This window comes from Bacillus sp. TE9106W, from assembly GCF_054062215.1.
This window is the reverse complement of sequence record NZ_JBSSFA010000015.1, coordinates 49702-63696: the sequence shown is the minus strand read 5'-3', so window position 1 is coordinate 63696 and position 13995 is coordinate 49702. Positions and strand designations below refer to the sequence as shown.

The window sequence follows — 13995 nt, the reverse complement described above, 5'->3', positions numbered from 1 at the left end:
TTTTGTGTTTCAAATACAAAATATAATCCTCTCTACATGAAAATACACATTTTTATACAAAATATTCAGAAAACATTGTCAAAATAGGTATTTTTTCGGTACAATTAATGTAGAAAATTATTTCACAAAAAATAAGGGGGGATTTTATTGAAACAAACAAAAGCAATCTTAATTGCATTATTTCTTGGTTTAGTTGTCGGACTCACTTTAAATTTAGCTGCTCCATCCATTTTTGATCCATTAAATCAATATGTGTTCAATCCACTTGGTCAATTGTTTATTCGACTCATTAAAATGCTAGTTGTTCCTGTCGTGTTTATTTCTATCGTGCTTGGAGCTGCTGGTCTTGGAGATCCGAAGCAACTTGGAAGAATCGGTTTAAAATCAATTTCATTCTTCCTCTTAACAACAGCTGTTGCCATCTCTATTGCTGTTACATTTGCACTTATTATAAAACCAGGATCTGGCGGTAACTTTAAAACCGAAGGGCTTAAATATGAGGGGGCAAAAACCGAAACATCTTTCGTTGATACATTGCTAAATATCGTACCAGATAATCCAGCAAAAGCGATGGCTGATGGAAACATGTTACAAATTATTGCCTTCGCCGTATTAATCGGACTCGGTATAGCTATTTTAGGAAAACGAGTTCAAGGTATCCATTCATTACTTGAACAGGGCAACGAATTAATGATGTATCTCGTTAATCTCGTTATGAAATTGGCTCCAATCGGAACATTTGGCTTGCTCGCTTCATCCGTTGGTAAAATGGGTCTTGCAGGCGTCGCTGCGATGTTCAAGTATATGATTGTCGTTATGTTGGTACTCATTATTCACGGTGTCTTCGTATATGGCGGCTTATTAAAAGTATTAGCAAAAGAAAGTATTGTCCGTTTCTTTAAACATTTCGGACCGGTAATGGCAATTGGATTTAGTACATCGAGCTCTAATGCATCTCTTCCATTCGCAATGAAAACCGCACAAGAGAAGCTTGGAGTTCCAAAAGCAATCAGCTCTTTTGTACAACCACTAGGTGCAACAATTAATATGGATGGCACTGCTATTATGCAAGGTGTAGCAACTGTATTTATCGCTCAAGTGTACGGCGTTGAACTTACAGTGACACAATTAGCTGTCGTCGTATTAACTGCTGTACTAGCTAGTATCGGCACTGCTGGTGTACCAGGTGTTGGGCTTGTAATGCTTACAATGGTTTTAAATCAAGTAAACCTACCGGTAGAAGGTATTGCCTTAATTATCGGTATTGACCGTATTCTAGATATGTCAAGAACAGCTGTAAATATTTCTGGTGATGCAATTTGCGCAATGATTGTCGCAAAATCAGAAGAAAAATATAATACGGATCAATCTGCCGCATCTTAAATCAAAAAAAGGAGTGAAATGATTCACTCCTTTTTTGATTTACTTCCCTTTTTCGAACGATATTCTTTTCCTTTGTTATCATCACCAGTTTCAAATTCTGCACTAAACTCTTGCTGAAATTGTCCTGATTTCGGTGAGCCTTGGTTTCCGCTCCCTTTACTACCATTTCGATTTGTCATATTTCTGCCCCCTTCCTTTATTAGTAGTATGTTACATATTTTCTTTTTTATAATCTTTTACAAACGAAAGGAGACCTTCCTCATATAAGGAAGGTCTCCTCTTTCATTACGTAAGCGTTTTCTTACTTGTAATGACTTAAATAAGCTTTTTAGAAATAGATATCATTATATTCATTTCTTCTTCTGAAAGCGTAGAAAATCTTTCTTGTAAATATTGTTTTTTCGCACCTTCCATTTTCGCAACTAAATCTTTCCCTTGTTCTGTAATCTCTAAATATACAACGCGGCGATCTGAAGTGGAACGTGAACGAGTGACAAAACCTTTATTAATTAATTTTTCTGTAACAGCTGTAATATGACTATTCGACACATTTAACTCATTCGCTACACGTGATACCATTTCTTTATTCGTACGATTCAATATTCTAAGGACGATGAACTCATTCCACGGTATATAACCACCAAATATTTTTCCAATATCATTACGCAACGTGCGGAACATAGCAAACACATTTGTCGATAGTTCTTCCATTAATTGCTCTCGATTTTGAGACAACTTTGACAGCCCCTTTTACTTCATTTAGTTAAATAAAAACCTTATTAATAATTTTACATGAAATCTTACTTTTTGTCACCTTATTTTCCCACAATTCGTAGTTTTTTAATATATATTTCATGATACAATAAAATTGAATTTCCAGAAAAAGGAGTTGGAGTAGTGAACGAAGAAGACAAATTTTCTAATCTTAATCTAAAAGATAAGACTTTAATTATTGGTTTTGTTATTCTTTTTCTCATTATAGTTTTTGCATTTATATTTTTTGTATATGTAGGAATCTTTCATATAACTGGTATAGAGTATAGTTCGCGCACTGCTTTACTTCTATTTTTTTTATTAATCACTTTCTTAGACGGTATTACATTCTTTTTCTTCATTTTCTTCAAGGTCATTCTATATCCAATGACAAAAAACATGCCCAATTGGCTTTCTATTACTCTTTTCGCAATCATTGAAATTACGCTAGATTGGTTCGTCATTCATATTGCCGATGATTGGATAGAGAGCGTACAACTGTCCAATCTTGCTGAATTATGTATCGTATTATTCCTTTTCCTATTAAGTAAATTATTAAGTGACAAGAAAGAGTAAGAATACAAGCTTTTCTATATAAAAATTGGTACAATGAAAATAAATCATACTAAAGAGGTGTTACTTGTGAACTTACAACAATGGGCTGATAAAGGTATGTCCTTTGATACATATGTGAATGAAATGAAAGTAAATCAGTACGAACTACTGCACATTTACAATAACTTTTTAATTCCAAATGAATTACTTCCTGTATTAGAAGAACGTCAAAATGATGGCTGGCGTGTTATCGTATTAACAGCTGATTGGTGTGGCGATGCTCTTTTATGCGTACCTGTTATGAAACGAATTTCTGAAGTTGCAAATATTGATATGTCATTATTAATTCGCGATGAAAACTTAGAATTAATGGATCAATATTTAACAAACGGAACAGCACGTGCGATTCCAATCTTTATTTTCATTGATAAAGATGGAAATGAACAAGCCGTTTGGGGACCACGCGCTCCAAAAGTACAGGAGTTAGTAACTTCAATGCGTGCTACATTGCCTGAAAAAGAAGATCCAACATTCGAAGAGAAACAAAAAGAAATGTACGCTAATTTCCGTGCTACATTAGCTGATGATACTTCTCTATGGGAACATGTAATGGAAAGCATGATAGAAAAAGTAGTAAAATAAAAAAACTGCCGAACTCGGCAGTTTTTTTATTACATAATGAAGAAATAGAATACCGCAGCTAAAATGAAACGGTAGTAAGCGAACGGTGTTAGTTTTACACGAGATAATAATTTTAAGAATGAAACAATTGCAAGCATCGCAACAACGAATGCAGTAATAAATCCTGTTGCAAATAACGGTATATCAGCCGTACTTAATATATCCCAGCTTTTAATTAAATCTAAGCCACTTGCAGCTACCATCATTGGTACTGCTAAAATAAATGTATATTCAGCTGCCGCTGTATGTGATACGCGAGCTAATAAACCACCACTTATTGTAGAACCAGAACGAGAAAAGCCTGGCCAAAGCGCTAAACATTGGAACATTCCGATTGTAAATGCTTGTTTATATGTGATTTCATCTAATGTTCTTGCTGTACTTGGTTTCGAAAACTTCTCAGCAACAATCATTAAAATACCACCAGCCACTAAGCTAATAACAACTGGGCCTGGCCCAAATAAAACTTCTTTAATCGCACTATGGAACAATACGCCAAGTACGCCGGCTGGAATCATCCCGATAATAATATGTAATAAATTTAACGATGGTCCATCTGTTACTTTCCCTATACCTACTAAAGACCATAAACGTTTCCAAAATATAACAACAACTGCTAAAATCGATCCCAATTGAATAACAACTTCGAAAACTTTCGCTCTATCGTCGTCAAATCCAATTAGATGTCCTGTTAAAATCATATGCCCTGTTGATGATACTGGTAAAAACTCTGTTAACCCTTCAACAGCACCCATGATTATACCAATTAACCAATCAGCCACAAGTAGTGCCTCCTTAATAACAAATATGTAATTTTTCACACCTTATCATAATACCTTATCCCCTTTTAAAGTGCATCCTTTTTTTTATTGAATTTACATGCTGTATGCGCGTATTTCTTTTCTATTTTTTGATTAAATTGTATGATAGTAAGAGTTTGGTTTTTTTAGCGGAAAGGGGATTTTATGAAAGAAACTAATTCATTCTCACAAAAATTAAAGCAATTTGTATTACTATTTTTCCCGATTTTCGTGACGCAAATGTCATTATTTGCAATGAGTTTTTTCGATACGACCATGTCAGGACATGCAAGCCCTATTGATTTAGCAGGTGTTGCTATCGGAACAAGTATATGGATTCCAGTTAGTACGGGATTAACAGGAATTTTGATGGCTACGACTCCAATTGTTGCACAACTCGTTGGATCTAAGAAAAAAGAGGATGTTCCTCACGTTGTCATACAAGCAGTATATTTAGCCATTTTCGCTAGCCTCGTTGTTATCCTTATCGGTTTCTTTACTGTTACACCTATTTTAAATGGCATGCGATTAGAAGAACCTGTAGAACGTATTGCGGCACAATTTTTAAGTATCATTGCAATTGGAATTATCCCTTTATTTACTTACACAGTTTTACGCGGATTTATTGATGCATTAGGAAAAACTCGCACAACGATGATTATTACATTACTATCATTACCAATCAACGTAGTATTAAATTATGTATTAATTTTCGGTAACTTCGGTTTTCCAAAACTCGGTGGTGTCGGAGCAGCAATTGCTTCTGCAGCAACCTATTGGTGCATTTTAATTATTACCGTTATGATTATTCGTACGAAAGAGCCTTTTGCATCTTTCAATATCTTTAAACAATTATATCGTCCTTCCCTTTCGAGTTGGAAAGAATTCTTAAAACTTGGCGTCCCTATCGGATTTGCTATCTTTTTTGAAACGAGTATTTTTGCTGCGGTAACACTTATGATGAGTAATTTTAGTACGACAACAATTGCAGCTCATCAGGCAGCTATGAACTTCGCTTCCTTGCTATATATGACTCCTTTAAGTTTAGCAATGGCAATGACCATCGCTGTTGGATTTGAAGTTGGAGCGAAACGATATAATAACGCAAAACAGTATGGATTTATCGGGATTGGATTAGCACTGGCATTCGCCCTATTGTATTCCATTCTTCTTTACTTCTTTGATGATGAAATTGCTTCTATTTATACGACAGATATACAAGTTCATCATTTAGCAAAAGAATTTCTTATATTTGCGATTTTATTTCAAATTTCAGATGCAATTGCAACTCCTGTACAAGGGGCACTACGTGGTTATAAAGATGTAAATGTCGCCTTAATTATGACATTAATCGCCTATTGGGTAATAGGTCTCCCTCTCGGTTACATATTAGCAACTTATACTGACTGGGCAGCAAAAGGATATTGGATTGGTCTTATTATCGGTCTAGCATTTGGAGCAACCTTCCTCCTCATCCGTCTCTTTCAAGTTCAGAGAAAATATACAACGCAAAACAGCCGCTCATAATATAGCGGTTGTTTTCTTTATGCATATTTTTTCTTGTAACGTATAACATAATGAAAAAGAAAGGTGGATACATATGGACGAAAAAGAAAAAAAGCAATCATTCGACGAAGAATTCGCCCCTGAAATTTCACCTGGATATCGGCAAGATGTACATAAGCCACCTAAATATAAAAACACTTCGTTTTTAATGGGTATTACCATTTTTGCTGCTGTATTGCTTGTGCTTATCATTTTCGTTTATTTTTGATGGAAGGTGATTTATTATATGAAGAAACAAGATTCCAATCGTTCAAAAAGAACTGTGAAAACAGAAAAAGGGTATGCAGGTGATTCTGTTCTTACTCAAAAACAAGTTGAGCAAGGGAATTTATATATTGCTCAAAAAGAAATTGGTCAACAAAATGAAAATCTTTAGAATCCCTCAAAGAACTGGGGGATTTTTTTATCCCGCTATTTATGATACTAATTCATATTTCACTTTATTGTACATACTGTTTTTGTTCTAACACCTTAAATGTATGATTAACCTTTACAATTTTCATTTCATAATTCAATTTCATTTCGCTTCTCTTACCATTTTCAATACCCGTCACGTACGCTACAGTTTGATAGAGAAAACTTTCATCCGTCACTTCACGTATCTCCTCGTTTGTAAATTTATACTCTAAATCCTGAAAGCGATTTGGATAATAATTTTTCATTAATTGTTCATACCCTCTATTTAAAAATAGTTCTTCACCTTTTCGTTTCACATCTTCTTTATTAGTAAACTCAAAAACTGATAGTTGCTCGGTCACAAAATGTTCTCCTACCTTTTTCATTTCATTATGAGTTAAAGTTTCTATACTTTTGTTCTTTAATTCCTTATTTAATCCGTACTGATCAATTGGTTTATAGCTAGCAAAAACTTCTTCTTTATATGACCAAAACAGTCCAAAAACGATACATAGAGAAATGATTACTATTCTTTTCTTCATAATACTCTCACCCTTCTCCATAATGATAGGTATATTTTAACATATAGAAAGAAAATTCTGATATCATAAAGTAGAATAACTTAAATCAGAAACGAGGAACAATTATGGACTCTTACAAACAATATATAAAAGAAGCTTTGCCTAATCTTTCTATACACTCATATAAACAAAATGAAGAAGGATGGGATAATGTAGCGGTTATTGTAAATGATGAACTATTGTTTCGTTTCCCGCGAAAACAGGAATATGCAATGCGAATTCCGTTAGAAAAAGAACTGTGCACAATTCTCACTCAATCACTACAAGAAATCGAAGTTCCACAATATCACCTAATTTATGAAAATGAATCTGATGAGGTGCCTCTTTGTAGTTACTATACTCTCATTCATGGTGAACCATTAAAAACAGAAATAGTTGCGAACTTAGATGAAAAAGAACGAAAAATAATTACTACACAATTAGCTACTTTCCTTGCGGCTCTACATAGCATTCCTCTAAAAAGTGTTACAGCGTTAGGGTTCCCTACCGAAAAAACACTTACCTACTGGAAAGAGCTACAAACTAAATTAAATGAGTATGTTACTAACAGTCTAACTTCGTTCCAGAAATCAACCTTAAACCGTTTATTCGAGAATTTTTTTGCCTGTATAGCTACATCGGCATTTCCAAATGCAATCATTCACGCTGACTTTACACATCATCATATTTTATTTGACAAACAAAATAAAACCATTTCAGGGATTATCGATTTTGGTGATGCTCAAATTGGAGATCCTGCCTTTGATTTTGCTGGGCTATATTATAATTTCGGACATGAATTTACTACATCAGTATATGAACAATATAGTACACTTACTTCACACCATGACCCATTACTCATTCACCGCATCACGAGTTTTTATCAGTACAGTCCTTTACTACATAACATGATTTATAACTTTGAAACAAAGAATGAACTTGAATTTCTAGCAAGTATAGAACAACTGAAAGTAATACTGCAGGGATGAGATTACATTCTCTCCCTATATTCCCTCTCCTCATACATCATTAACTTTTTATCCATTTCAATAATGACTTTATATAGTTGAAATGCTTGTAAAATTTGCAGTTGAATCCCAAAAGGAGCATTTTGTTCTTTTAACCATTGAAATACTTTCGTTTCATCTTTCATTGATTATTCCTCCCTTTATTAAAATCTGCTACAAATATACGGTAAATGATGAAAAGCTTTTCATGTCAACAACAAAAAAAGGATGCAAATTTGCATCCTTTAATGTACAATATTTTTCTTCTGCTTTGCTTCTTTCTTTACTTCTTCCCCTTGGCATTCGCTACGAAATGCACAACTTATACACTCAGAACGAAAATGACGCTCTGTGTAGTGCTCAGGTTGCTGCAACATTTCTTTCATTCTAGATAAATCAGCCATTCCAGTTGTTATATCTTCTTGTTTCGGAATGTACTCATACTTAGTTCCTTCTATTAAATTAATAACTTCAATTTTCCCTGGAAGAATGCCGAAAGCTTTATAACTAAATACTGTCATTAACTTTTGACAAAGAGCAAGCATTTCCTCATCCGCATCGACAACATACTTTTTAATTACAAACGACTCAGTACTCCACTCACCAACTTCTAGTGTCAATGACATGTGCACACCTAACTCTTCCATATATGTTTGAAATTTTTCATATAAAAATAACGGCGGTGTCTGACTATCATCTCTTTCAACAAACTGTAATAAGTGATCTGTTAGCTTTGCTAACACAATATAATACTCCGTCTTCGAAGCAAACATATTAATCCTTACTTTTTTCCAATACTTTTCTATTAATAGTAAAAGTACAATTTTCGTCTGTTGGCCCGCAGGTAGTGTGTAATATTCGTTAATAATTTGATTCACAATCATTTGTGCGATTTGTTGCCATTCAAACGAAGAAGGTTCTCTTCTTTTTATATGACGAAAATAAAATTTATGCGGGCAACGCATAAAATCATACAAATGATAATCTGTCATCGTTTTGATCGCGATTTTCTCATGCACTTACTCTTCATCTCCCTTCTGCCATTAAGAAAGGTGTTTTACAAATTCAGCTCCAAACTGTAAACATTTTTCTACATCTTCATCTTCTGGCGTTAATTCTACTTTTAGTCCTTCTAACACAACTGCTGCACCGCGTTCTTGTAGCTTTTCTATTAAAATGTCAACCGCCACGCCGTATTTTGGATAAGCTGAATCACATGATCCGAATACTGCCGCTTTTTTTCCAGTTAAATCAATAGAATCCATTGCGTCATAAAAATCTAAGAAATCATCAGGAAGGTCACCATCTCCCCAAGTGTATGCACCTAAAATAATTCCATCATACTCTTCTAATATAGAAGCTTCTGGTGAATCCATAATATCAATAACTTCAATTTCATTTTCTGTTTCACGAATTGCACCGGCAATATGATCAGCCATTTCCTCTGTATTTCCACTCATACTCGCAAAAATCATTACTAACTTACTCAACTGAACCTCTCCCTTTACTTTGTATCTCTTTTTCTGTTTGAATGCTCTTCTTCTCATCTACATATTCAGACCGAATTACATTTCGTTGCCATTCCATATGCTGATCAACATCTTTATTTTTATCTTTTAATCCCCTCCGCAGAAGGTGAAAATTTTTTCTCATTAACATGTCGCATCCATCCTATTGATAATAATTATCAATTTCAACTATATTTAGATTAATTGACATTGATTATCAATGTCAACAACTATTTTTAAAAAAATGATTAAAATGTACAAGCTTGTCCGTTAGCTATTCATATACTATAAATGAGCATAGTTCTTTCTCAGCCCTCTCTGACGGAAAGAAATAAAAGCAACTGCGATAGAGCGCAGTTGCCTTTTTTTATATTTCTCTATGATTTTAGTAGTCTTATCGTTGTCTCTAAAAATAATTCCACTCCACTAATTAGCGCTGATTCATCTACATCAAATTTTGGATGATGATGCGGATAGCAAGTATTTATCTTTTCATTACCAGTTCCTAGTTTAATAAAACAACCAGGTGCTTTTCTTAAATATGCTGAAAAATCTTCTCCTCCCATAGAAGGTTCAAGCTTCACAACACGCTCATTCCCAAACAAGTGTATTGCACTTTCTTCTACTACTTTCGTAATATATTCATCATTAATCACTGGATCATATCCATATCGATACGTATATGTATACGCCCCTCCATGTGCTTTTGTAATGCCTTTCACGATTTTTTCAATTTTCTCTTCTGCTTCCACCCTTAATGCTTGATTAAATGAACGAACAGTGCCCATTAAAGTTGCTGCACTAGGAATAATATTATCAGCCATTCCCCCATGAAACTGCGTAACTGAAACGACTCTTTGCATGAAAGCACTTGTATTTCTTGATACAATATGTTGTAGATTTGTAATAATCTGCGCTCCGATAGCAATAGGATCTATCGTTTCCTCCGGCCTCGCCGCATGTCCCCCTTTCCCTTGAATTTCAACTGTAAATACGTCTGGTGCCGCCATCATCGGCCCATATGCAATTCCTATCTTCCCGCTCTCAAGTCCTGACATAACATGTAAACCTATTACATAATCAACACCGTCCATTACACCTGCCTCAACCATTTCTTGTCCCCCGCCGGGATATACCTCTTCTGCGTGCTGAAAAAGTAGACGAATCTCCCCTGCAAAATCTTCCTTTATATTTGACAGTACCTCTGCTGTACTTAACAAAATAGCTGCGTGAGCATCATGCCCACATGCATGCATCATTCCTTTATTCACAGACGTATAAGATTTACTTGTCTCCTCTTGAATTGGCAGAGCATCTATATCAGCTCGAATTGCAATCACTTTCCCTTGTACATTTCCTCTTTTAATTGCTAGTACACTATACTTCGTCGGTCTCGTTACTTCAAAAGAAGAAAATGAGCATAATGTATCATATATAAATTGTGAAGTTTCTTTCTCATGAAACGATAATTCCGGATACTTATGAAAATATCTTCTCCATTTCACGATATTTTCTTCCGCAATTAAACTCTTCCACACTCTATTCATGATAATCTCCTCCTTTTCAAAAGAGATAGAAATAAAAAGTTTACTCCGTTTTGAATAATTAATAAAAACAAATACTATATTTTTATACATTCTTATAGTCCACTTTTATTTATTCACACAATCCACTTTCTATTTACATATCAAACCCATTACAAATTCATGCTGAATGTAATATAATTGCTAAGTTAGGGATTTTCTTTTTTAGTATTTAGTGCTAATATCAAAAAAGAGCCTTTTGACTTATTTTTACCTAAAATGTGGAAGTTTGTTTTTTTCACAATAATGTAGGACATGATACCTACAAAGAGCTATTATTTCATTAAGAGAGGGAAAGACATGGAAAGATTAAAAGAGATATGGTCTCGACCACTCACACAATGGGTTGCAAAGACGGTTTATTACCTTGCAATTTTATTTGCATTACTTTGGTTGTATGGATTCCATGATACAAACACAAGTACATTTATTTACAACGAATTTTAGGGTGGGAACGTTATGAAGTTATTAGAACAAATTGAAAAGTGGGCTATTGAAACGCCTGATCAAACTGCTTTTGTTTGGCGAGATGCGAAAATTACGTACAAACAATTAAAGGAAGATTCTGATGCGTTAGCACATTGGATTTCTTCTGAGTATCCAGATGATCGTTCACCAATTATGGTGTATGGCCATATGCAACCTGAAATGATTATTAACTTTTTAGGATGTGTAAAAGCTGGACATGCTTATATTCCTGTAGATTTATCTATCCCAGCTGATCGTGTACAACGTATCGCTGAAAATTCTGGTGCGAAATTACTTTTATCAGCAGCAGCAGCAGTAACTGTAACTGATTTACCAGTTCGCATTGTAAGTGAAGACAACTTAAAAGATATTTTCTTTACTCATAAAGGGAACACTCCAAATCCTGAACATGCGGTAAAAGGTGATGAGAACTTCTACATTATTTACACATCAGGAAGCACAGGTAATCCGAAAGGGGTTCAGATTACTTATAACTGCCTTGTAAGCTTTACAAAATGGACTGTAGAAGATTTCAACTTACAAACAGGGCAAGTATTCTTAAACCAAGCACCTTTCTCATTTGATTTATCTGTCATGGATATTTACCCATCGTTAGTAACAGGTGGTACACTTTGGGCAATTGATAAAGATATGATTGCACGTCCAAAAGACTTGTTTGCTTCTTTAGAGCAATCGGATATACAAGTATGGACTTCCACACCATCTTTCGCAGAGATGTGTTTAATGGAAGTATCTTTCTCTGAGAGTATGCTACCAAACATGAAAACATTCTTATTCTGCGGTGAAGTGTTACCAAATGAAGTAGCTAGAAAATTAATTGAGCGTTTCCCAAAAGCAACAATTATGAATACGTATGGTCCAACAGAAGCTACTGTCGCTGTAACAGGTATTCACGTTACAGAAGAAGTGCTTGATCAATACAAATCACTTCCAGTTGGCTACTGTAAATCAGATTGTCGCCTTCTTATTATGAAAGAAGATGGCACGATTGCACCTGATGGTGAAAAAGGTGAAATCGTAATTGTCGGTCCAAGCGTAAGCGTTGGATATTTAGGAAGCCCTGAATTAACAGAAAAAGCATTTACTATGATTGACGGTGAGCGTGCCTATAAAACAGGCGATGCTGGCTATGTTGAAAATGGTCTTCTATTCTATAATGGTCGTCTTGATTTCCAAATTAAGCTGCATGGTTATCGAATGGAATTAGAAGAAATTGAGCATCATCTTCGTGCGTGTTCTTACGTAGAAGGAGCAGTTATCGTTCCAATTAAAAAAGGTGAGAAATACGATTATTTATTAGCGGTTGTTGTTCCTGGAGAACATTCATTTGAAAAAGAATTCAAATTAACATCTGCAATCAAAAAAGAACTCAATGAGCGATTACCAAACTACATGATTCCACGTAAATTCATGTATCAATCTTCTATTCCAATGACACCAAATGGAAAGGTAGATCGCAAAAAATTATTGAGTGAGGTTACAGCATGACCGCATATGGATCATTTTATTTTTTCGCTATAGTGGGCATTTTATTAATACCTACTATCATAGCTGGACTAAAAGGTAAAATGTTGCGTAAATATAATGCCGTTTTAACATTAGTCATGCTTGCTATTATCTTCTCGGATAAACCGAAGCAAGCTATTATGTTAGCCGCATTTATTATTTGGCAATATGTCCTTATTAAAGGCTATTTACTTTTAAGAAAACAAAATAATAGTACATTTACATTCTGTATAGCTGTTATTTTATCAATTTTGCCACTTATTTTGGCAAAAATCGCACCGTTTGCACCTGAACTAAAGTTTATTGTATTTTTAGGGATGTCTTATGTAACATTTAGAGCAGTGCAAATGGTATTTGAAGTTCGCGATGGATTAATTAAGGAACTTTCCTTCTTTAATTTTTGGGAATTCGTTTTATTCTTCCCAGCGATTTCAACAGGACCTATCGATCGTTATCGTAGATTCCAAAAAGACATTCAAAAGCCACCTAGCGCTGAAGAATATCAAAATTTACTATATACAGGGTTAAACCGTATTTTCCAAGGTTTCTTGTATAAATTTATTATCGCTTACTTAATAAAGCAATATTTTATGGATCCAGCGTTTGCTCAGCAAGATACAATTTTATCCAATATGATTTACATGTATAGCTATAGCCTATATTTATTCTTCGACTTTGCTGGTTATAGCTCATTTGTAATTGGTGTAAGTTATATGATGGGTATTAAAACGCCTGAAAACTTTAATAAGCCGTTCATTAGTCGTAACATTAAAGACTTCTGGAACCGTTGGCACATGAGTTTATCATTCTGGTTCCGTGATTTTATTTACATGCGTTTCGTCTTTTTTGCAACGAAGAAAAAGTTAATTAAAAACCGTTATACAATTTCGTATATCGGTGCATTTTTAAACTTTTTCATCATGGGAATTTGGCATATTACTGGTGAGCATGTGTATCAATACATTATTTATGGTCTTTATCATGCCGCACTGTTTATTCTATTCGATATTTTTGAACGAAAAAACAAAAAGCATAAGTTTTGGCCAAACAATAAATTTACACACGTCCTTGCGATCGTAATTACGTTCCACGTTGTATGTTTCGGTTTCCTAATTTTCTCTGGACACCTTAACAGATACTTTTAATGCACCCTTCTTATACCATTAAGAAGTTGCACATATAATATATTTCGGATATAAAGGAGATTT

General features: G+C 34.4%; 19 protein-coding genes. 10 read left to right on the top strand and 9 right to left on the bottom strand.

All coding sequences use genetic code 11. From position 1 onward, the window contains the following. Positions 1–147 precede the first annotated feature (147 nt). Positions 148–1383, top strand: a complete 1236-nt coding sequence (locus ACVWY7_RS22310) for a dicarboxylate/amino acid:cation symporter (RefSeq protein WP_000814797.1) — start codon at positions 148–150, stop codon at positions 1381–1383. A gap of 23 nt (positions 1384–1406) precedes the next feature. On the opposite strand, the gene ACVWY7_RS22305 is transcribed toward ACVWY7_RS22310, so the two are convergent. Together ACVWY7_RS22305 and ACVWY7_RS22300 are read right to left on the bottom strand one after the other, a co-directional pair. After that, positions 1407–1562, bottom strand: coding sequence for a hypothetical protein (locus ACVWY7_RS22305; RefSeq protein WP_000184930.1), 156 nt, complete (start codon positions 1560–1562; stop codon positions 1407–1409). Between the two features lie 136 nt (positions 1563–1698). Continuing rightward, positions 1699–2118 carry a MarR family winged helix-turn-helix transcriptional regulator gene (locus tag ACVWY7_RS22300; protein WP_000081439.1) on the bottom strand — a complete coding sequence of 140 codons (420 nt, stop codon included), beginning with the start codon at positions 2116–2118 and terminating at the stop codon, positions 1699–1701. Between the two features lie 162 nt (positions 2119–2280). On the opposite strand from ACVWY7_RS22300, the gene ACVWY7_RS22295 reads away from it, so the two are divergent. Both ACVWY7_RS22295 and ACVWY7_RS22290 read left to right on the top strand, forming a co-directional pair. Next, positions 2281–2712: a regulatory YrvL family protein gene (locus ACVWY7_RS22295; protein WP_001001330.1), complete on the top strand. Its 432-nt coding sequence runs from the start codon at positions 2281–2283 to the stop codon at positions 2710–2712. Positions 2713–2745: 33 nt separating this feature from the next. Further along, positions 2746–3333, top strand: a complete 588-nt coding sequence (locus tag ACVWY7_RS22290) for a thioredoxin family protein (RefSeq protein ID WP_139242219.1) — start codon at positions 2746–2748, stop codon at positions 3331–3333. 29 nt (positions 3334–3362) lie between these two features. Here the strand turns inward: ACVWY7_RS22290 and uppP are convergent, their stop codons facing one another. Further along, the gene (uppP, locus tag ACVWY7_RS22285; RefSeq protein WP_000796236.1) at positions 3363–4154 is read right to left on the bottom strand and encodes a bacitracin resistance undecaprenyl-diphosphatase; all 792 of its coding nucleotides are present in this window, start codon (positions 4152–4154) and stop codon (positions 3363–3365) included. A 183-nt stretch (positions 4155–4337) separates the two neighbouring features. On the opposite strand from uppP, the gene ACVWY7_RS22280 reads away from it, so the two are divergent. The 3 genes from ACVWY7_RS22280 to ACVWY7_RS22270 all read left to right on the top strand — a co-directional run bounded on the left by ACVWY7_RS22280 (position 4338) and on the right by ACVWY7_RS22270 (position 6114). Beyond that, entirely contained in the window at positions 4338–5699 is a 1362-nt protein-coding gene (locus ACVWY7_RS22280; protein WP_071737440.1) for an MATE family efflux transporter, read from the top strand. Positions 5700–5772: 73 nt separating this feature from the next. After that, complete coding sequence (locus ACVWY7_RS22275) at positions 5773–5946, top strand: hypothetical protein (RefSeq protein ID WP_000343559.1); 174 nt, start codon at positions 5773–5775, stop codon at positions 5944–5946. An 18-nt stretch (positions 5947–5964) separates the two neighbouring features. After that, complete coding sequence (locus ACVWY7_RS22270; RefSeq protein WP_000743738.1) at positions 5965–6114, top strand: hypothetical protein; 150 nt, start codon at positions 5965–5967, stop codon at positions 6112–6114. Positions 6115–6178: 64 nt separating this feature from the next. Here ACVWY7_RS22270 and ACVWY7_RS22265 read toward each other — a convergent pair whose 3' ends face one another. Further along, positions 6179–6697, bottom strand: coding sequence for a hypothetical protein (locus ACVWY7_RS22265; protein WP_003293534.1), 519 nt, complete (start codon positions 6695–6697; stop codon positions 6179–6181). An 83-nt stretch (positions 6698–6780) separates the two neighbouring features. Between ACVWY7_RS22265 and ACVWY7_RS22260 the strand changes: the two genes are divergently transcribed. Then, a complete protein-coding gene (locus ACVWY7_RS22260; protein ID WP_062921681.1) occupies positions 6781–7683 on the top strand; it encodes an aminoglycoside phosphotransferase family protein in 903 nt (300 codons plus the stop codon). Between the two features lie 2 nt (positions 7684–7685). On the opposite strand, the gene ACVWY7_RS22255 is transcribed toward ACVWY7_RS22260, so the two are convergent. The 5 genes from ACVWY7_RS22255 to amaA form a co-directional block, all read right to left on the bottom strand. Continuing rightward, complete coding sequence (locus ACVWY7_RS22255) at positions 7686–7847, bottom strand: hypothetical protein (RefSeq protein ID WP_000651087.1); 162 nt, start codon at positions 7845–7847, stop codon at positions 7686–7688. Positions 7848–7946: 99 nt separating this feature from the next. Then, positions 7947–8720, bottom strand: a complete 774-nt coding sequence (locus ACVWY7_RS22250) for a hypothetical protein (RefSeq protein ID WP_000544541.1) — start codon at positions 8718–8720, stop codon at positions 7947–7949. Between the two features lie 24 nt (positions 8721–8744). Continuing rightward, positions 8745–9191, bottom strand: a complete 447-nt coding sequence (locus tag ACVWY7_RS22245; RefSeq protein WP_073522449.1) for a flavodoxin — start codon at positions 9189–9191, stop codon at positions 8745–8747. After that, positions 9184–9360 (bottom strand): hypothetical protein, encoded by a 177-nt coding sequence (locus ACVWY7_RS22240; RefSeq protein ID WP_000929023.1) that lies wholly within the window; start codon positions 9358–9360, stop codon positions 9184–9186. Before ACVWY7_RS22240 ends, ACVWY7_RS22245 begins: the two co-directional genes overlap by 8 nt. A gap of 226 nt (positions 9361–9586) precedes the next feature. Next, positions 9587–10756, bottom strand: coding sequence for an N-acyl-aliphatic-L-amino acid amidohydrolase (amaA, locus tag ACVWY7_RS22235; RefSeq protein ID WP_073522431.1), 1170 nt, complete (start codon positions 10754–10756; stop codon positions 9587–9589). A 336-nt stretch (positions 10757–11092) separates the two neighbouring features. On the opposite strand from amaA, the gene ACVWY7_RS22230 reads away from it, so the two are divergent. The 3 genes from ACVWY7_RS22230 to dltB are packed head-to-tail and all read left to right on the top strand — an operon-like array spanning position 11093 to position 13932. Next, positions 11093–11239, top strand: a complete 147-nt coding sequence (locus tag ACVWY7_RS22230) for a teichoic acid D-Ala incorporation-associated protein DltX (RefSeq protein ID WP_000440293.1) — start codon at positions 11093–11095, stop codon at positions 11237–11239. 12 nt (positions 11240–11251) lie between these two features. Next, on the top strand, positions 11252–12769 hold the full coding sequence (dltA, locus tag ACVWY7_RS22225) for a D-alanine--poly(phosphoribitol) ligase subunit DltA (protein ID WP_000770516.1): 1518 nt from the start codon (positions 11252–11254) through the stop codon (positions 12767–12769). Next, on the top strand, positions 12766–13932 hold the full coding sequence (gene dltB, locus ACVWY7_RS22220; protein WP_000127952.1) for a D-alanyl-lipoteichoic acid biosynthesis protein DltB: 1167 nt from the start codon (positions 12766–12768) through the stop codon (positions 13930–13932). Before dltA ends, dltB begins: the two co-directional genes overlap by 4 nt. The last annotated feature ends 63 nt before the right edge of the window (positions 13933–13995 follow it).

Bases quoted from the DNA above. Each gene is read 5' to 3' on its own strand.
- ACVWY7_RS22230 (WP_000440293.1), top strand. From the start codon at position 11,093: ATGGAAAGATTAAAAGAGATATGGTCTCGACCACTCACACAATGGGTT.
- ACVWY7_RS22280 (WP_071737440.1), top strand. From the start codon at position 4,338: ATGAAAGAAACTAATTCATTCTCACAAAAATTAAAGCAATTTGTATTA.
- ACVWY7_RS22275 (WP_000343559.1), top strand. From the start codon at position 5,773: ATGGACGAAAAAGAAAAAAAGCAATCATTCGACGAAGAATTCGCCCCT.
- ACVWY7_RS22290 (WP_139242219.1), top strand. From the start codon at position 2,746: ATGAAAATAAATCATACTAAAGAGGTGTTACTTGTGAACTTACAACAA.
- dltB (WP_000127952.1), top strand. From the start codon at position 12,766: ATGACCGCATATGGATCATTTTATTTTTTCGCTATAGTGGGCATTTTA.
- ACVWY7_RS22265 (WP_003293534.1), bottom strand. From the start codon at position 6,697: ATGGAGAAGGGTGAGAGTATTATGAAGAAAAGAATAGTAATCATTTCT.
- ACVWY7_RS22260 (WP_062921681.1), top strand. From the start codon at position 6,781: ATGGACTCTTACAAACAATATATAAAAGAAGCTTTGCCTAATCTTTCT.
- ACVWY7_RS22270 (WP_000743738.1), top strand. From the start codon at position 5,965: ATGAAGAAACAAGATTCCAATCGTTCAAAAAGAACTGTGAAAACAGAA.
- ACVWY7_RS22240 (WP_000929023.1), bottom strand. From the start codon at position 9,360: ATGTTAATGAGAAAAAATTTTCACCTTCTGCGGAGGGGATTAAAAGAT.
- amaA (WP_073522431.1), bottom strand. From the start codon at position 10,756: ATGAATAGAGTGTGGAAGAGTTTAATTGCGGAAGAAAATATCGTGAAA.
- dltA (WP_000770516.1), top strand. From the start codon at position 11,252: ATGAAGTTATTAGAACAAATTGAAAAGTGGGCTATTGAAACGCCTGAT.
- ACVWY7_RS22305 (WP_000184930.1), bottom strand. From the start codon at position 1,562: ATGACAAATCGAAATGGTAGTAAAGGGAGCGGAAACCAAGGCTCACCG.
- ACVWY7_RS22255 (WP_000651087.1), bottom strand. From the start codon at position 7,847: ATGAAAGATGAAACGAAAGTATTTCAATGGTTAAAAGAACAAAATGCT.